The organism is Streptomyces sp. BR123, assembly GCF_013401435.1.
GTDB lineage: Bacteria > Actinomycetota > Actinomycetes > Streptomycetales > Streptomycetaceae > Streptomyces.
Genome location: NZ_JACBGN010000061.1, coordinates 15,545 through 32,559, shown reverse-complemented (window position 1 = coordinate 32,559; position 17,015 = coordinate 15,545). Strand labels below are relative to the sequence as shown.

Below are 17,015 nucleotides of genomic sequence, written 5' to 3'. Positions count from 1 at the left end.
GGCGACCGCGGCCCCCACCCCGCCCGACATCCCGCTGGCCAACGTCAAGGCGCACCTGACGCAGTTCCAGACCATCGCCGCCGGCAACGGTGGCAACCGCGCCCACGGCAGGGCCGGTTACAAGGCCTCGATCGACTACGTGAAGGGCAAGCTGGACGCGGCCGGGTTCACCACCACCCTGCAGACGTTCACCTCCGGCGGCGCCACCGGCTACAACCTGATCGCCGACTGGCCGGGCGGCGACCCGAACTCGGTCCTCATGGCCGGCTCGCACCTCGACTCGGTGACCTCCGGCCCGGGCATCAACGACAACGGATCGGGCTCGGCCGCCGTCCTGGAGACCGCGCTGGCCGTGTCGCGCGCCCAGCTCCAGCCCACCAAGCACCTGCGGTTCGGCTGGTGGGGCGCGGAGGAACTCGGCCTGGTCGGGTCGAAGTACTACGTGAACAGCCTGCCGAGCGCGGAGAAGGCGAAGATCTCCGGCTACCTGAACTTCGACATGATCGGCTCGCCGAACCCGGGCTACTTCGTCTACGACGACGACCCGACCATCGAGCAGACCTTCAAGACCTACTTCTCGGGCATCGGCGTTCCGACCGAGATAGAGACCGAGGGCGACGGGCGTTCCGACCACGCCTCCTTCAAGAACGCGGGCATCGCGGTCGGCGGCCTGTTCACCGGCGCCAGCAACACCAAGACCTCGGCCCAGGCGCAGAAGTGGGGCGGCACGGCCGGCCAGTCCTTCGACCGCTGCTACCACTCCTCCTGCGACACCACCTCGAACATCAGCGACACCGCGCTGGACCGCAACGCGGACGCCGTCGCCTACGCCGTCTGGAACCTGGGGGCGGCCACCCCCGTCCCGCCCGGCCCGTCCTTCGAGAACACGGCCGACGTGAACATCCCGGACTCCCCCGGCGCGGCAGTGAACTCGCCGATCACGGTCTCGGGCGTGACGGGCAACGCCCCGGCCACCACCAAGGTCGACGTGAACATCGTCCACACCTACCGCGGTGACCTGGTGGTCGACCTGGTCGCCCCGGACGGCACCGTCTACAACCTGCACAACCGCAGCGGCGGCAGCGCCGACAACCTCGTCCAGGCCTACACCGTCAACGCGTCGAGCGAGGCGGCCAACGGCGTCTGGAAGCTCCAGGTCAAGGACGTGGCCGCGCAGGACGTCGGCTACATCAACAGCTGGAGGATCACCTTCTGACCGGCCCGCCACCCGGCGCTACGCGCCCTCGGCAGGACCCTGGAGCGAAGCGTCCAGCGGCTCCCTGATCAGGGCGCGCAGCTCCTCGGCCACGGCGCCGACGTCGGCCCGGCCCAGCTTGGCCGCCTCCACCAGGTCGCCGAGCTGCTCGGGCGAGGGAAGCTGATCGGCCCCCGCCACCCGCAGGTAGGAGCGGGTGGCGGCGGCCGCGTAGAACTCGTTCATCGGCGACTCCAGCGCCGGGCACACGGCGAGGGTGTGCAGGAACGCGGCGGCCCGCCACGCGGTGTCCGGGGCGGGCTGTTCGGGCACCATGACGAGGTCGTTCTGGTGCCGGGCGACCGCGGCGGCCACCCCGGAGGGATCCCACACGGCGGGATCGGACGGAAGATGGTGTGCCAGGGCGGTCCAGGCCCACTCCATGGTGATCTTCAATTGCCGAACCGTTCCTGGAAGTAGCCCCAGTGGACGGCGAATTCCTCTATCCCGGACAGGAAGTTCTTCCGGTCCTCGTCGAGCTCGCGCTCCGTCACCTCGGTGATCAGAGCGGTGACCGTCGTCCCCTGTGCCGCCGCACGCGCCTTGAGACGCTCGTGGAACTCCTCGTCCAGGCGGATGGTGACGTGTCTCGACATGCTCCACACGGTACAGCGGGGCTGCTGTACGCACGGCCGGAACGGCCGAAGGGTGGGCAGGGACACAGTGCCCGCCCACCCTTGGCCGTGCCGCGGCTACGTGTCGCGGCGGCGCGGCTACTTGTTGGCGGTGGCGGCCTGCACCAGCGCGTCCTTGGTGACCGCGCCGACGTACACCTTGCCGTCGTCCGTGATCAGCGCGTTGACCAGGCGGGTCTTGAAGACCCGGCCCTCGCCGAACCCTCCGGAGACCTTGTCCCCGAGGGAGTTGAGGAACTGCTTGGCCTCCTTCGGGGCGTTCTTGTCGTTCTCCAGCTCCTTCAGGCTGCGGCCCGCGCCCGTGTCGATCCGGGCGATGGTCGCCCAGCCCTCGCCGAGGACCTTCGTGTCCCCGTTGCCGCCCTTGCCGCCGGCGCCGCCGGTGATGGCGCCCAGGCCGGGGAAGGCCTCCAGGCCCTTGAAGTCCTTGCCGTGACCCGGGCCGCCCTCGGGGCCGCCCGCCTTGCCCTCGGTCACCTTGGCGCCCTTGGGCGGGGTGAAGGCGAAGGTGTCGGCGGCGGGCCGGGCGAAGTCCACCTTCGTGAAGCCGGCGTCGACGATCGGCTTGCCGCCCTCGGCCGCGAGCAGCTGAACGCGCAGCGGCACGCCGTTCTTCGCGTCCACGGCGATCTTGACGGAGCCGACCGTGGAACCGCTCTGCTTGGGCTTGAGCACCAGCTGGTAAGCGTCCCGGCCGGCCACCTGGGCGTTGTCGCCGACGCTGATGTCCGTGGTCGGGCCGGCGGCCTTGAGGAGCTCCTGGGCCATCTCCTGCGGAGAGGCTCCGAGCCGGTCGGCGGTCTTCTTGTGGTCCTGGCCGGCGGCCTTGCCCGCCTCCGGGTCCTTCTCGTGCCAGACCTCGTTGGCCTTGCTGTCGTGGCCCCAGACGTCCGCGCCGTTGTGGATCAGGCTGTACTCGTCCTTGCCGTCCACGAACGTGATCTTCTGGCGGTCCGGCCCGTCGACCGCGACCCGCAGCGTGTGGCTGCCGCTCGCCAGCCGGGCGAGCTTCTCCTGCGGATCGGCCGACCCTCCGGCGACGCCACCGCCGCCGCCCGCCGCGCCCAGGAGGCCGCCCGCGAAGGACGGCAGGCCCAGGTCGGTGCTGATCTTGGCGCTGCCGGAGAACTGCTCCACGTCCGAGGCGGCGACCTTCTCGATCAGCTGCTGGGCCGTCACCTTCGGCAGGTCCGGGCTGCCCGCGTTGGCGAAGGCCGGGACCATCGCCACCGTCGCTGCGGCCACACCCGCCACGGCGACCGGTACGGCGTACCGGGCGGCCTTGCGGGACTTTGCGTTCGTTGCCATGTCTGCCCTACCTCTTTGTGTACGGCGGCGGCCTTCTTCCGTGCCCGGCCTTCTTCCATGCCTGCACCTGTCCACCCCGCGCCGCCACTCTCACCCGATCTGGTGGGGATGTATCTCCATCTGACCAAAGAGGAGGGGGTGGGGGCGTCACTCCGCGGGCTCAACTCCGCGTACGCCCAGGGGATGACATGACCGGGGCCCCGCATCCCCTGCCCGTAGGGGATGCGGGGCCCCGCATGTGACCTTGGTCGTACCCGGCGCCACCCGGGCGGCGGCAGCTAGCCGGCGCGGTGCACCACCGCGTCGCACAGCTCCTCCAGCGCGGCCTTGGCGGCGCAGTCCGGCAGCGGCGCGAGCATGGCGCGGGCGTCCTGCGCGTAGCGGACGGTGTCCCGGCGGGCCTGCTCCAGCGCGGGGTGCAGCCGCAGCCGGGCGAGCACCTCGGCGTGCCGGGCGTCGTCGGTCAGGTCGCCGTCCAGGAGGCGTACGAGCTCCAGGTCGGCGGGGTCGCCGCCGGCCGCCGCCATCTCCCGCAGCCGCAGCACGGGCAGCGTCGGGATGCCCTCGCGCAGGTCGGTCCCCGGGGTCTTGCCGGACTCGTGCGAGTCGGAGGCGATGTCGAGGACGTCGTCGGCGAGCTGGAAGGCGGTGCCGAGGCGTTCGCCGTACTGGGTCAGGATGTCGACGACGGACTCGTCGGCGCCGGACATCAGCGCGCCGAACCGGCCGGAGACCGCGATCAGCGAGCCGGTCTTGCCGGCGATGACGTCGAGGTAGTGGGCGACCGGGTCGCGGCCGTCGCGCGGGCCGGCGGTCTCCAGGATCTGGCCCGTCACCAGCCGCTCGAAGGCCTCGGCCTGGATGCGCACGGCCTCGGGGCCGAGGTCGGCCAGGATGTGCGAGGCGCGGGCGAACAGGAAGTCACCCGTCAGGACGGCCACCGAGTTGCCCCAGCGGGCGTTGGCGCTCGCCACACCGCGGCGCACGTCCGCCTCGTCCATGACGTCGTCGTGGTAGAGCGTCGCCAAGTGGGTGAGCTCCACGACCACCGCGGAGGGCACGATCCCGGGCGCGTGGGGGTCGCCGAAGCGGGAGGCGAGCATGACCAGCAGCGGCCGGAACCGCTTGCCGCCGGCTTTGACCAGGTGCTGCGCGGCATCGGTGATGAAGGGGACCTCGCTCTTGGTGGCCTCCAGCAGACCCGCCTCGACGGCGGCCAGTCCGGCCTGGACATCGGTCTCAAGAGCCTGGTCCCGCACGCTCAGTCCGAACGGCCCGACGACGGTCACGAGGGGTACTCCTGTCTGCTGACGATCACGCTGACGATCACCTGGATTGTCGATGTGTCGCTGCCTTCTCTCAAGCCAGCCTATCCGGTCCGATTTCGATCACTGAGAGCACCCGTCACGCCGCCGCCGACGCGCTGCCCCCAATATCCCGGTATGTTCGTGATGAGCCGAGACAACCGGAGAGCGCGTCTTGTCCAGAACTGTGACCGAGTGGGAGGTTCCGGCGGAGCCGGCCGCCGCAGACGGCGCCGCGGCCACCCGTATGGCGGCCGTCGGATGGCTGACGTCCGCGCGGCCCGTCCCGGCCGCCGCCGGTCCACCGAGGAGGCGGACGGCACGGTGGACGTGAACATCCGCACCGCTTTCCCCCACGAGACCGCGCACGAGGACGTCCGCATCCCGATGCCCGACGGCGTGGAGCTGTACGCGCGGATCTGGCGCCCGCTCACGGCCGCGCCCGTCCCGGCCCTGCTGGAGTACCTGCCGTACCGGCTGACGGACTGGACGGCCCCGCGGGACGGGCAGCGCCACCCCTGGTACGCGGGCCACGGCTACGCCTCCGTGCGGGTGGACGTACGCGGCCACGGCTGCAGCGGCGGCAGCCCGGGCGAGGCCTACGCCGACCGGGAACTGGCCGACGGGGTGGCGGTGGTGGAGTGGCTGGCGGCGCAGCCGTGGTGCACGGGGTCGGTGGGGATGTTCGGGATCGGGTGGGGCGGCACCAACTCCCTCCAGATCGCGGCGCTCGCCCCGGAGGCCCTCAAGGCCGTCGTCACCGTCTGCTCGACGGACGACCGCTTCGACAACGACGCGCACTACGCGGGCGGCTCGGTCCTCGCCGCGGACCTGCACGCGGCGTCCGCGACCCTGCTGGCCTTCGCCGCCCGCCCGCCGGACCCGCAGTACGTCGGCGACGGCTGGCGCGAGCAGTGGCTGGGCCGGCTGGAGTCGGTCGAACCGCCCCTGCACACCTGGCTGGCGCACCAGACGCGCGACGCCCACTGGATGCACGGCAGCGTCTGCGAGGACTACGGGGCCGTGCGCGCGGCCGTCCTCGCGGTGGGCGGCTGGCACGACCCGTACCGGGACACCGTGCTGCGGCTGGTCTCCCACCTGCCCGCCGACCGGGTGCGCGGCCTGATCGGCCCCTGGTCGCACCAGTACCCCGACCGCGGGCTGCCGCCGGGCCCGGCCATCGGCTTCCTGCAGGAGACCCTGCGCTGGTGGGACCACTGGCTGAGGGGCTCCGCCAACGGGGTGATGGACGAGCCGCTGCTGCGGTCCTGGATCTCCGCCTCCCACCCGCCGGCCACGACGTACGAGCTGCTGCCCGGCCGCTGGGCCGGCGACCCGGCCTGGCCCTCACCCGCCGTCACCCCCGTCACGTACGGGCTGCAGGGCGCGCCGGTGGCCGTGGCCTCGCCGCAGCACACGGGCCTGGACGCGGGGCGGTTCCGCCCGTACGGCAACGAGGCCGACCTGCCGCCGGACCAGCGGGAGGAGGACGCGAAGTCCGCGTGCTTCGAGTTCCCGGTGGCGGGCGGGACGCCCCTGGAGATCCTGGGCCGGCCCCGGGTCACGCTGCGCCTGCGGATGGACGTCCCGTACGGGCAGGTCGCCGCCCGCCTCTGCGACGTCGCACCGGACGGCTCCTCCACGCTGGTCACCCGGGGCGCGCTGAACCTGTCGGCGCGGCTGGGCCGGGACCAGGCGGCGCCGTGGCCGGTGGGCGCGTACGAGGACGTGGTGGTCGAGCTGAACGGCATCGGGCACGCCTTCGCACCGGGCCACCGCATCCGCCTCGCCCTGTCCTCGGCGTACTGGCCGTGGCTCTGGCCGCGGCCCGGCTCCGAGGCCGGCTGGACGCTGGACCCGGCGGGCAGCGCCCTCGTCCTCCCGGTGCGCTTCCCCTCCCCCGCCACGGACGGCGCCGTCGCCTTCGGACCGCCCGAACAGGCGCCGCCGCTCGGGGTGGCCGTCCCGGCCACGCTGGACGAGCCGCGGCCGGAGCGGATGGTCGTACGGGACGTCGCGCGCGGGGCGTGGCGGCTGGAGGTGGACCCGCGGTACGGCGGGACCCGGGTGTACCCGGACGGACTGGAGTCCACCGAGGAGGCGGGCGAGGTGTACGAGATCCGGGACGGGGACGCCCTGTCGGCCCGGACCCGCTCCACGTGGCGGATCCGGCTGCACCGGCCCGAGCCGCTCTGGGACGTGCGGATCGAGACCCGCTCGGAGATCGGCTGCGACGGGGCCGCGTTCCTCACCTCCGACGAGCTGGTGTGCCGGGAGGGGGAGGAGGTCGTCTTCCACCGCACGTGGGAGCGCCGCCTGCCGCGCACCGCGGGGTGACCGCGCCGCCCCCGCACCCGCCCGCGCCGACGCAAGCCGGATCCGAGCCGGAGTGCGCCGGATCCGAGCCGGAGCACGCCGGATCCGCGCCGCGTCCGCTCCGGCCGGGTCAGCCGAAGAGCCGCTCCAGCACCACGGCGATGCCGTCGTCCTCGTTCGACAGCGTCACCTCGTCCGCGACGGCGACCAGTTCGCGGTGGGAGTCCGCCATGGCGACCCCGTGCGCCGCCCAGGCGAACATCGGGATGTCGTTCGGCATGTCCCCGAAGGCGATGGTGCGCGAACCCCCGACCCCCAGCACCTCGGCGGCCAGCGCCAGCCCGCTCGCCTTGTCCACCCCGAGCGGCTGGAGTTCCACCGTGTGCTCCCCCGCCATGGTCACGTTGACCATGTGGCCGACGACCCCCCGCGCCACCTCCGTGAGCTCGTCGTCGTCGAGCTCCGGGTGCTGGAGCAGCACCTTGTTGATGGGCGCGGCCCACAGGTCGACCCGCTGCCGCACCCGCACGGTCGGCAGGTGGGGATGCGGCATCCGGTAGCCGGGCCCTATCAGCATCGCCGCGTCCACCCCCTCCTGGTCGACCGCCGCCCAGACCTCCCCGATCTCGGCCTCGATCTTGCCGAGCGCCTCCTCCGCCAGTTCCCGTTCCATTTCGACGGCGTGCAGCAGGTGCCCGCGCGCCGCGTCGTACACCTGCGCGCCCTGTCCGCACACCGCGAGCCCCGTATACCCAAGGCTGTCGAGGACATGGCGTACCTGTGGAACGGGGCGCCCGGTGACGATGATGTGCTGGGCCCCCGCGGCGCGCGCTGTCGCGAGCGCGGCGTACGAGCGGCCGGAGACGGTGTCTCCGGCGCGCAGCAGGGTCCCGTCCAGGTCAGTGGCGATCAGGGAGAAAGGGGGGGCCGAAGGCGGGGCGGAAGTCACTGCGCAAGGATACGGACCCCAGTGGACAAGTCCTACAAATAGCGCCCAAATCCGGCCTCCCGCAGGCCCCGGCAGCCACGTAACGTGTCAACCAGCCCCCGGGACACCCCCCGGACCGCATCGAAAGCGAGGCAGTACCCCATGCCCCAGCAGAGCCCCCTCGATGTCCCCGAGGGCGACCCGTTCGGGCCGCACAACCTCCCGTACGGCGTCTTCTCCACCGCCGGCGACTCCCGCCGCCGGATCGGCGTGCGCATCGGCGGGCACGTGCTCGACGCGGGGGCGGCCGCGGACGCGCTCGGCTCCCCGTACGCCGGCCTGCTCGGACAGCCCTCGCTCAACCCCCTGCTGGCCGCGGGCCGCACCGCCTGGCGCGACGTGCGCCGCGCGCTGACCGCCTGGGTCACCGATCCCGGCCACCGCGAGACGGTCGAGGCCCACCTGCTGCCCCTCGACACGGTCACGATGCACCTGCCGTACGAGGTCGCCGACTACGTCGACTTCTACGCCAGCGAGCACCACGCCACCAACGTGGGCCGGATGTTCCGCCCCGACGGCGAACCGCTCACCCCCAACTGGAAGCACCTGCCGATCGGGTACCACGGCCGCTCGGGCACCCTCGTCGTCTCCGGCACCGATGTCGTCCGCCCCTCCGGCCAGCGCAAGACCCCCGCCGACGCGGCCCCGGTCTTCGGCCCGTCGGTCAAGCTCGACATCGAGGCCGAGGTCGGCTTCGTCGTCGGCACCCCCTCCGAGCTGGGCACCCCCGTCGCACTCGGCGACTTCGAGGACCACGTCTTCGGACTCTTCCTCCTCAACGACTGGTCCGCGCGCGACATCCAGGCGTGGGAGTACGTGCCGCTGGGCCCCTTCCTCGGCAAGTCCTTCGCCACCTCCGTCTCCGCCTGGGTGACCCCGCTGGAGGCCCTCGACGCGGCCCGCGTCGCCCCGCCGGCCCGCGACTTCCCGCTGCTGCCCTACCTGGACGACGCCGACGCCGACCGGCCCGGCGGCTTCGACCTGCACATCACCGTCTCCATCAACGGGCAGGAGGTCGCACGGCCGCCGTTCGCGACCATGTACTGGACCGCGGCCCAGCAGCTCGCCCACATGACGGTCAACGGCGCCTCCCTGCGCACCGGTGACGTGTACGGCTCGGGCACGGTCAGCGGCCCCGAGGTCGCCCAGCGCGGCTCCCTGCTGGAGCTGACCTGGAACGGCCGCGACGCCATCGAGCTGGCCGAGGGCAAGCGCACCTTCCTGGAGGACGGCGACACCGTCACCCTCACCGCCTGGGCCCCGGGGCCCGAGGGCACCCGCGTGGGCCTCGGCGAGGTCACGGGCCGCGTGGTGGCCTCCCGCTAGTCCGTCTCCACGGCCCGCGCACTGCGGCGGGGTGGCGGCCCGCCCCGCCGCCCCGCCGAGGCCGCAGGTGACGGACCCCGCCGGGCTGCTCCGTTCGCGCATATGCCGTCCGCCCACGACAACGGCACATGGTCAACACGCGGCCGCCCGCTCACACGTGCGGGCGGTCCCGCGCCGTTCCCCCGGCGATACGCTGGACGGACTGGCGAGACTCCGTCGCATGGGAGCACTACCTATGAGCGTCGACCCCGAGGACATCGAGCCGACGTACCGCTGGCCCGTCCCGCCCGCGGGCGGCTGGACGGCCGACGACCTTGACCGGCTTCCCAACCTGCCTCCGCACACGGAGCTGATCGACGGGAGCCTCGTCTTCGCGAGTCCGCAGAACCTTTTCCACTCGCGCGCAGTCGACTTCTTCAACTGGCAGCTCCAGTCACTCGTCCCCGCCGGACTGGAGGTGGTCCGGGAGTTCACCATCGACATCGACCGGCGCAACAGGCCGGAGCCGGACGTCATCGTCGTCGACGCGGACGTCGTCGACGACCCCGGCCTGACCCGGTTCCCCGCGTCGTCCGTCCGGCTGGCCATCGAGGTCGTCTCGCCGGAGTCGATCGAGCGGGACCGCGAGACCAAGCCCCTGAAGTACGCCCGCGCCAAGATCCCCCACTTCTGGAGGGTGGAGAACAAGGACGGCCGGGCGGTGGTCTACGTCTTCGAGCGTGAGCCGGCCACGGGCACCTACACGAGCACCGGCATCTTCCACGAGCGCCTCAAGGTCTCCGTCCCCTTCGCCATCGACCTGGACCTCACCGAGATCACGCCGAAGCGGCGGCGACCCGAGTAGCCCGCACCGGCACGGCACGGAAGACGCCCGGGTCCGGCACCCTGCTGAGGGGGCCGGACCCGGGCGCCTGGAGCAGCCCTGGCTACCGGACGAAGGTGCTCGCCTGGCCGGCCAGGTCCAGGAAGTACTGCGGCGCCACGCCCAGGACCAGGGTGACGGCCACGCCGACCGCGATGGTCGTCATCGTCAGCGGCGACGGCACGGCCACCGTCGGCCCTTCCGCCTTCGGCTCGCTGAAGAACATCAGCACGATCACCCGGATGTAGAAGAACGCGGCGATCGCCGAGGAGATGACGCCGACGACGACCAGCACGCCCGCGCCGCCCTCCGCCGCCGCCTTGAACACGGCGAACTTCCCGGAGAAGCCGGAGGTGAGCGGGATGCCGGCGAAGGCCAGCAGGAACACCGCGAAGACGGCCGCGGTCAGCGGCGAACGGCGCCCGAGCCCCGCCCACTTCGACAGGTGGGTGGCCTCGCCGCCCGCGTCCCGGACGAGGGTGATCACCGCGAACGCGCCGATCGTCACGAAGGAGTACGCCAGGAGGTAGAACAGCACCGACTGGACGCCCTGCGCCGACGTGGCGATCACACCGGCGAGGATGAAGCCCGCGTGCGCGATCGAGGAGTAGGCCAGCAGGCGCTTGACGTCGGTCTGCGTCACCGCGATCACCGCGCCGGCCAGCATCGTCACGATCGCCACGCCCCACATCACCGGCCGCCAGTCCCACCGCAGGCCCGGCAGGACCACGTACAGCAGGCGCAGCAGCGCACCGAACGCGGCGACCTTGGTCGCCGCCGCCATGAAGCCGGTGACCGGCGTCGGGGCGCCCTGGTAGACGTCCGGGGTCCACATGTGGAAGGGGACCGCGCCGACCTTGAACAGCAGACCCATCAGCACGAGCGCCCCGCCGATCAGCAGCAGCGCGTCATTGCCCATGGTGTCGGCGAGCGCCGGGTCGATCTCCGTGACGGTGCCGTCCACCACATCGGCGATGACCGCGTACGAGACGGAGCCCGCGTAGCCGTAGAGCAGTGCGATGCCGAAGAGGAGGAACGCCGACGAGAACGCGCCGAGCAGGAAGTACTTGACCGCGGCCTCCTGCGACACCAGCCGGTGGCGGCGGGCGACGGCGCACAGCAGGTACAGCGGGAGGGAGAAGACCTCCAGGGCGACGAACAGCGTCAGCAGGTCGTTCGCCGCCGGGAAGATCAGCATTCCGGAGATCGCGAACAGGGCCAGCGGGAAGACCTCTGTGGTGGTGAAGCCGGCCTTGACGGCGGCCTTCTCGCTGTCGCTGCCCGGTACGGACGCCGCCTGGGCGGCGAAGGAGTCGACCCGCTTGCCGTGCGCCGCCGGGTCCAGGTGCCGTTCGGCGAAGGTGAACAGGGCGACGATCGAGGCCAGCAGGATGGTGCCCTGCAGGAACAGGGCGGGCCCGTCCACGGCGATGGCGCCCATGGCCGCGATGTGCGCCTTGTCGCCCGCGTACCCGGCGGCCGCGAGGCCCACGACCGCCGCGAACGCGGAGGCCAGGGCGGCGACGGCCAGGAACACCTGGACGGCGTAGCGGGCGGTGCGCGGTACGAGGGCCTCGACGAGGACGCCGACGACGGCCGCTCCCACCACGATCAGCGTGGGCGCGAGCTGGGCGTACTCGATGTGCGGGGCCGGGATCTTGTCGATCGGTGCCTGCGCGGCGACCGCCCACAGGCCGTGGGCCGAAGTCACGGTGCTCACTTCGCCGCCTCCCCGTTCTTGGCCTCGACAGCCACGCTTTGGATGGGAACAGTGGGCTTCCGGTCGGTCTGCTCGACGTCCGCCATGGTGTGCTCCACCGCCGGGTTGACGATCTCGGTGAGCGGCTTCGGGTAGACGCCCAGCCCGATCAGCAGCGCGATCAGCGGGGCGACGACGAGGAGTTCGCGGGCGCGCAGGTCCGGCATGGAGCGGACCTCGTCCCGGACCGGGCCGGTCATGGTGCGCTGGTACAGGACCAGCGTGTACAGGGCGGCCAGCACGATGCCGAGGGTGGCGACGATGCCGATGGCCGGGTACCGGGCGAACGTGCCGACCAGGACCAGGAATTCGCTGACGAACGGGGCGAGCCCGGGCAGCGAGAGGGTGGCGAGGCCGCCGATGAGGAAGGTGCCGGCCAGGACCGGGGCGACCTTCTGCACGCCGCCGTAGTCGGCGATGAGCCGCGAGCCGCGCCGGGAGATCAGGAACCCGGCGACGAGCATCAGGGCCGCGGTGGAGAGGCCGTGGTTGACCATGTACAGCGTCGCGCCCGACTGTCCCTGGGAGGTCATCGCGAAGATGCCCAGGATGATGAAGCCGAAGTGCGAGATCGACGCGTACGCCACCAGCCGCTTGATGTCGCGCTGCCCGACGGCGACGAGCGCGCCGTACACGATGCTGATCAGGGCCAGGACGAGGATCACCGGGGTGGCCCACTTGCTGGCCTCGGGGAACAGGCCGAGGCAGAAGCGGAGCATCGCGAAGGTGCCGACCTTGTCGACGACCGCGGTGATCAGCACGGCGACCGGGGCGGTGGACTCGCCCATCGCGTTCGGCAGCCAGGTGTGCAGCGGCCACAGCGGGGCCTTGACGGCGAAGGCGAAGAAGAAGCCGAGGAAGAGGAGCCGCTCGGTGTTGGTGGACATGTCCAGCGTGCCGGCGGCGCGGGCGGCGGTGATCTCCTGGAGGGAGAAGTTCCCGGCGACCACGTACAGCCCGATGACCGCGGCCAGCATGATCAGGCCGCCGGCCAGGTTGTAGAGCAGGAACTTGACCGCGGCGTACGACCGCTGCGCGGCCGCGTTGTCGTCCGAGCCAGCGTGGGCCCGGTCCCCGAAGCCGCCGATGAGGAAGTACATCGGGATGAGCATGGCTTCGAAGAAGAGGTAGAAGAGGAAGACGTCGGTGGCCTCGAAGGAGATGATCACCATCGCCTCGACCATCAGGATCAGGGCGAAGAAGCCCTGCGTCGGCCGCCAGCGCGAGGAGCTCGTCTCCAGCGGGTCGGCGTCGTGCCAGCCGGCCGCGATGACGAACGGCACCAGCAGCGCCGTCAGCCCGATCAGCGCCACCCCGATGCCGTCGACGCCGAGCTGGTACCGGACGCCGAAGTCGGCGATCCAGGCGTGGGACTCGGTGAGCTGGTAGCGGTCGCCGTCCGGGTCGAAGCGGACGGCGACGAGCACGGCCAGCGCCAGGGTGGCCAGGGAGAAGAGCAGGGCGAGCCATTTGGCGGCGGTCCGGCGGGCGGCCGGGACGGCCGCCGTGAGGACCGCTCCGGCCGCGGGGACCGCGGCCGTCACCGTCAACAGGGGAAAAGCTGCGCTCACGTCAGACATGGCTCACACCGCCCTCATCAGCAGGGTCGCGGCGATGAGGATCGCCGTGCCCCCGAACATCGAGACCGCGTAGCTGCGGGCGTAGCCGTTCTGCAGCTTGCGCAGGCGGCCCGACAGGCCGCCGACCGAGGCGGCCGTCCCGTTCACCACGCCGTCGACCAGGCTGTGGTCGACGTAGACGAGCGAGCGGGTCAGGTGCTCGCCGCCGCGCACCAGCACGACGTGGTTGAAGTCGTCCTGGAGCAGGTCCCGGCGGGCGGCCCGGGTGAGCAGGCTGCCGCGCGGGGCGGTCACGGGCACCGGCCGGCGCCCGTACATCGCCCAGGCGATCGCGACGCCGATGACGACGCAGGCCGTCGTCGCGATGGTCACCGTGAGGGCGCTGACCGGCGGGTGTCCGTGCTCGTACCCGGTGACGGGCTCCAGCCAGTTCAGGAACCGGTCGCCGATGACGAAGAACGCTCCGGCGAAGACCGATCCGAAGGCCAGCAGGATCATCGGGAGGGTCATGGACTTCGGGGACTCGTGCGGGTGCGGGAGCTCCCCGGCGTGGTGCTCGGCGCCGGGCTCGACGCTCGGCACGGCATCGGCGTCGGGCGCCGGCTGCCAGCGCTTCTCCCCGAAGAAGGTCATCAGCATGACCCGGGTCATGTAGAACGCGGTGATGGCCGCGCCGAGCAGGGCCACCGAGCCGAGGATCCAGCCCTCGGTGCCGCCCTTCGCGAAGGCCGCCTCGATGATCTTGTCCTTGGAGAAGAAGCCGGACAGGCCGGGGAAGCCGATGATGGCGAGGTAGCCGAGCCCGAACGTGACGAACGTGATCGGCATGTACCGGCGCAGGCCGCCGTACTTGCGCATGTCGACCTCGTCGTTCATCCCGTGCATCACGGAGCCCGCGCCGAGGAAGAGGCCCGCCTTGAAGAAGCCGTGCGTGACCAGGTGCATGATCGCGAACACGTAGCCGACCGGGCCGAGGCCGGCGGCGAGGATCATGTAGCCGATCTGCGACATCGTCGACCCGGCGAGTGCCTTCTTGATGTCGTCCTTCGCGCAACCGACGATCGCACCGAAGAGCAGCGTGACCGCGCCGACGATGGTGACGACGAGCTGTGCGTCCGGCGCCCCGTTGAAGACCGCCGCGGAGCGGACGATCAGGTAGACGCCGGCGGTGACCATCGTCGCCGCGTGGATGAGTGCCGAGACCGGGGTCGGGCCCTCCATCGCGTCCCCGAGCCAGGACTGCAGCGGCACCTGCGCCGACTTGCCGCAGGCGGCGAGCAGCAGCATCAGGCCGATCGCCGTCAGCATGCCCTCGGAGGCCTTGTCCGCGGATCCGAACACCGGCCCGAACGCGAACGTGCCGAACGTGGTGAACATCAGCATGATCGCGATCGACAGGCCCATGTCGCCGACCCGGTTGACCAGGAAGGCCTTCTTCGCGGCGGTCGCCGCGCTGGGCTTGTGCTGCCAGAAGCCGATGAGCAGGTACGAGGCGAGGCCCACGCCCTCCCAGCCGACGTACAGCAGCAGGTAGTTGTCGGCGAGGACCAGCAGCAGCATCGCCGCGAGGAACAGGTTGAGGTAGCCGAAGAAGCGGCGGCGGCGCTCGTCGTGCTCCATGTACCCGATCGAGTACACGTGGATGAGCGTGCCCACACCTGTGATGAGCAGGACGAACGTCATCGACAGCTGGTCCAGCCGGAACGCGACGTCGGCCTGGAAGCCCTCCACCGGGATCCAGCTGTACAGGAACTGCCGCATGGTCCGCTCGTCGGCCGGGCGGCCCAGCATGTCGGCGAACAGGGCCGCGCCGACGCCGAAGGAGACGGCCGCGAGCAGGGTGCCGAGCCAGTGCCCGGTCTTGTCGAGGCGCCGCCCGCCGCACAGCAGCACCACCGCTCCGAGCAGGGGTGCCGCCACGAGCAGCGCGATCAGATTGTCCACTGTGTACGCCCCTTACAGCTTCATCAGGCTGGCGTCGTCGACCGAGGCCGAGTGGCGGGTGCGGAAGAGCGACACGATGATCGCGAGGCCCACCACGACCTCCGCAGCGGCGACGACCATCGTGAAGAACGCGATGATCTGGCCGTCGAGGTTGCCGTGCATCCGCGAGAAGGCGACGAAGGCGAGGTTGCAGGCGTTGAGCATCAGCTCGACGCACATGAACAGCACGACCGCGTTCTTGCGGATCAGCACTCCCGCGGCACCGATGGTGAACAGCAGGGCCGCGAGGTAGAGGTAGTTGACCGGGTTCACTTCGAGGCCTCCTCACGGCCGAGGCGCTCCGCCGCGCGCTGCTCCAGCTCCTTGAGGTCCGACAGGGCCTCGCCGGAGACGTCCCGGATCTGGCCGCGGGCCCGCAGCGTCTTGCTGACCGTCAGCTCGGACGGGGTTCCGTCCGGCAGCAGGCCGGCGACGTCCACCGCGTTGTGCCGGGCGTAGACGCCGGGCGCGGGCAGCGGCGGGATCTGGACGCCCTCGCGGACGCGCCGCTCGGACAGCTCGCGCTGGGTGGCGGCCCGCTCGGTGCGCTCGCGGTGGGTGAGCACCATCGCACCGACGGCGGCGGTGATCAGCAGCGCGCCGGTGACCTCGAAGGCGAACACGTACCGGGTGAAGATCAGCGTGGCCAGGCCCTCGACGTGCCCGGCGGAGTTGACCCGGCCGAGCCCGTTCCAGTGGTTGAGGGAGGCGTTGGCGATGCCGGCGATGAGCAGGATGCCGAAGCCGAGCCCGCACAGGACGGCCAGCCAGCGCTGCCCCTTGATGGTCTCCTTCAGCGAGTCGGCGGCGGTGACGCCGACCAGCATGACCACGAACAGGAAGAGCATCATGATCGCGCCGGTGTAGACGATGACCTGGACCACGCCCAGGAAGTACGCCCCGTTCGCGAGGTAGAACACCGCCAGGACGATCATCGTCCCGGCCAGGCTCAGGGCACTGTGCACGGCCTTCTTCATGAGGATCGTCGCCAGCGCGCCGATCACGGCGACCGTGCCGAGGATCCAGAACTGCACGGCCTCACCGGTGGAGGTGACCGAGGCCGCGCCCGCGGCGAGCGCGCTCACGCCCCCACCCCCTCGGCCGGCCCGCCGCCACCGTGCCCGGCCTTCTCCTTCGGGACCTCGCCCTTGGACACGGCCGCCTGGCGCTCCGTACCGGGCGCCGCCCCCGTCACCAGGCCGCGGTAGTAGTCCTGCTCGTCCGTCCCCGGGTACATCGCGTGCGGCGCCTCGACCATGCCCTCGGTCAGCCCCGCCAGCAGTTGCTCCTTGGTGTAGATCAGCGACTCGCGGCTGGCGTCGGCCAGTTCGAACTCGTTCGTCATCGTCAGCGCCCGCGTCGGGCATGCCTCGATGCACAGCCCGCACAGGATGCAGCGGGCGTAGTTGATCTGGTAGACGCGGCCGTACCGCTCGCCCGGGGAGTAGCGCTCCTCCTCGGTGTTGTCCGCACCCTCCACGTAGATGGCGTCCGCGGGACAGGCCCAGGCGCACAGCTCGCAACCGATGCACTTCTCCAGACCGTCCGGGTGCCGGTTCAGCTGGTGCCGTCCGTGGAAGCGCGGGGCGGTGGTCTTCTGCTGCTCCGGGTACTGCTCGGTGAGGCGCTTCTTGAACATGGCCTTGAAGGTCACGCCGAAGCCGGCCACCGGGTTCTGCCACTTCTCGTCAGACATCCC

15 protein-coding genes are annotated in these 17,015 nt (G+C 71.5%); 4 read left to right on the top strand and 11 right to left on the bottom strand.

All coding sequences use genetic code 11. The features are described 5' to 3' along the window. Positions 1-1,216 (top strand): M28 family metallopeptidase (locus tag HYE82_RS12990; RefSeq protein WP_179174159.1); only part of this gene is annotated, 1,216 nt, incomplete at its 5' end. 18 nt (positions 1,217-1,234) lie between these two features. Here the strand turns inward: HYE82_RS12990 and HYE82_RS12985 are convergent. The 4 genes from HYE82_RS12985 to HYE82_RS12970 form a co-directional block, all read right to left on the bottom strand. After that, entirely contained in the window at positions 1,235-1,651 is a 417-nt protein-coding gene (locus tag HYE82_RS12985) for a hypothetical protein (RefSeq protein WP_256987144.1), read from the bottom strand. Beyond that, positions 1,648-1,851 (bottom strand): plasmid partition protein ParG, encoded by a 204-nt coding sequence (locus HYE82_RS12980; RefSeq protein WP_256987143.1) that lies wholly within the window; start codon positions 1,849-1,851, stop codon positions 1,648-1,650. Before HYE82_RS12980 ends, HYE82_RS12985 begins: the two co-directional genes overlap by 4 nt. 117 nt (positions 1,852-1,968) lie before the next feature. Then, a complete protein-coding gene (locus HYE82_RS12975) occupies positions 1,969-3,198 on the bottom strand; it encodes a DUF2092 domain-containing protein (protein WP_179174157.1) in 1,230 nt (409 codons plus the stop codon). A gap of 278 nt (positions 3,199-3,476) precedes the next feature. Continuing rightward, positions 3,477-4,487 (bottom strand): polyprenyl synthetase family protein, encoded by a 1,011-nt coding sequence (locus HYE82_RS12970; RefSeq protein ID WP_179174156.1) that lies wholly within the window; start codon positions 4,485-4,487, stop codon positions 3,477-3,479. Positions 4,488-4,832: 345 nt separating this feature from the next. Here HYE82_RS12970 and HYE82_RS12965 point away from each other — a divergent pair, with 345 nt between their 5' ends. Next, positions 4,833-6,839 carry a CocE/NonD family hydrolase gene (locus tag HYE82_RS12965; RefSeq protein WP_179174162.1) on the top strand — a complete coding sequence of 669 codons (2,007 nt, stop codon included), beginning with the start codon at positions 4,833-4,835 and terminating at the stop codon, positions 6,837-6,839. Positions 6,840-6,948: 109 nt separating this feature from the next. On the opposite strand, the gene HYE82_RS12960 is transcribed toward HYE82_RS12965, so the two are convergent. Continuing rightward, on the bottom strand, positions 6,949-7,767 hold the full coding sequence (locus HYE82_RS12960; protein WP_179174155.1) for an HAD family hydrolase: 819 nt from the start codon (positions 7,765-7,767) through the stop codon (positions 6,949-6,951). Between the two features lie 141 nt (positions 7,768-7,908). Here HYE82_RS12960 and fahA point away from each other — a divergent pair, with 141 nt between their 5' ends. Continuing rightward, positions 7,909-9,132: a fumarylacetoacetase gene (gene fahA / locus HYE82_RS12955; RefSeq protein ID WP_179174154.1), complete on the top strand. Its 1,224-nt coding sequence runs from the start codon at positions 7,909-7,911 to the stop codon at positions 9,130-9,132. A gap of 235 nt (positions 9,133-9,367) precedes the next feature. Beyond that, positions 9,368-9,976: a Uma2 family endonuclease gene (locus HYE82_RS12950; RefSeq protein ID WP_179174161.1), complete on the top strand. Its 609-nt coding sequence runs from the start codon at positions 9,368-9,370 to the stop codon at positions 9,974-9,976. A gap of 82 nt (positions 9,977-10,058) precedes the next feature. On the opposite strand, the gene nuoN is transcribed toward HYE82_RS12950, so the two are convergent. Genes nuoN through nuoI form a run of 6 tightly spaced genes read right to left on the bottom strand, consistent with a single transcriptional unit; the run spans position 10,059 to position 17,012 of the window. Beyond that, the gene (gene nuoN, locus HYE82_RS12945; protein WP_179174153.1) at positions 10,059-11,714 is read right to left on the bottom strand and encodes an NADH-quinone oxidoreductase subunit NuoN; all 1,656 of its coding nucleotides are present in this window, start codon (positions 11,712-11,714) and stop codon (positions 10,059-10,061) included. Beyond that, positions 11,711-13,333, bottom strand: coding sequence for an NADH-quinone oxidoreductase subunit M (locus tag HYE82_RS12940; RefSeq protein ID WP_179174152.1), 1,623 nt, complete (start codon positions 13,331-13,333; stop codon positions 11,711-11,713). Before HYE82_RS12940 ends, nuoN begins: the two co-directional genes overlap by 4 nt. A gap of 3 nt (positions 13,334-13,336) precedes the next feature. Next, entirely contained in the window at positions 13,337-15,277 is a 1,941-nt protein-coding gene (nuoL, locus tag HYE82_RS12935; protein ID WP_179174151.1) for an NADH-quinone oxidoreductase subunit L, read from the bottom strand. A 12-nt stretch (positions 15,278-15,289) separates the two neighbouring features. Then, a complete protein-coding gene (gene nuoK / locus HYE82_RS12930; protein ID WP_179174150.1) occupies positions 15,290-15,589 on the bottom strand; it encodes an NADH-quinone oxidoreductase subunit NuoK in 300 nt (99 codons plus the stop codon). Continuing rightward, positions 15,586-16,401 carry an NADH-quinone oxidoreductase subunit J gene (locus HYE82_RS12925; RefSeq protein ID WP_179174149.1) on the bottom strand — a complete coding sequence of 272 codons (816 nt, stop codon included), beginning with the start codon at positions 16,399-16,401 and terminating at the stop codon, positions 15,586-15,588. The genes nuoK and HYE82_RS12925 overlap by 4 nt, the downstream gene beginning before the upstream one ends. Further along, positions 16,398-17,012 carry an NADH-quinone oxidoreductase subunit NuoI gene (gene nuoI / locus HYE82_RS12920; RefSeq protein ID WP_179174148.1) on the bottom strand — a complete coding sequence of 205 codons (615 nt, stop codon included), beginning with the start codon at positions 17,010-17,012 and terminating at the stop codon, positions 16,398-16,400. Before nuoI ends, HYE82_RS12925 begins: the two co-directional genes overlap by 4 nt. Between the last annotated feature and the right edge of the window lie 3 nt (positions 17,013-17,015).

Excerpts from the sequence above, each read along its gene's own strand:
- HYE82_RS12980 (WP_256987143.1), bottom strand. The coding sequence starts at position 1,851 with ATGTCGAGACACGTCACCATCCGCCTGGACGAGGAGTTCCACGAGCGT.
- fahA (WP_179174154.1), top strand. The coding sequence starts at position 7,909 with ATGCCCCAGCAGAGCCCCCTCGATGTCCCCGAGGGCGACCCGTTCGGG.
- HYE82_RS12950 (WP_179174161.1), top strand. The coding sequence starts at position 9,368 with ATGAGCGTCGACCCCGAGGACATCGAGCCGACGTACCGCTGGCCCGTC.
- nuoI (WP_179174148.1), bottom strand. The coding sequence starts at position 17,012 with ATGTCTGACGAGAAGTGGCAGAACCCGGTGGCCGGCTTCGGCGTGACC.
- HYE82_RS12975 (WP_179174157.1), bottom strand. The coding sequence starts at position 3,198 with ATGGCAACGAACGCAAAGTCCCGCAAGGCCGCCCGGTACGCCGTACCG.
- HYE82_RS12940 (WP_179174152.1), bottom strand. The coding sequence starts at position 13,333 with ATGTCTGACGTGAGCGCAGCTTTTCCCCTGTTGACGGTGACGGCCGCG.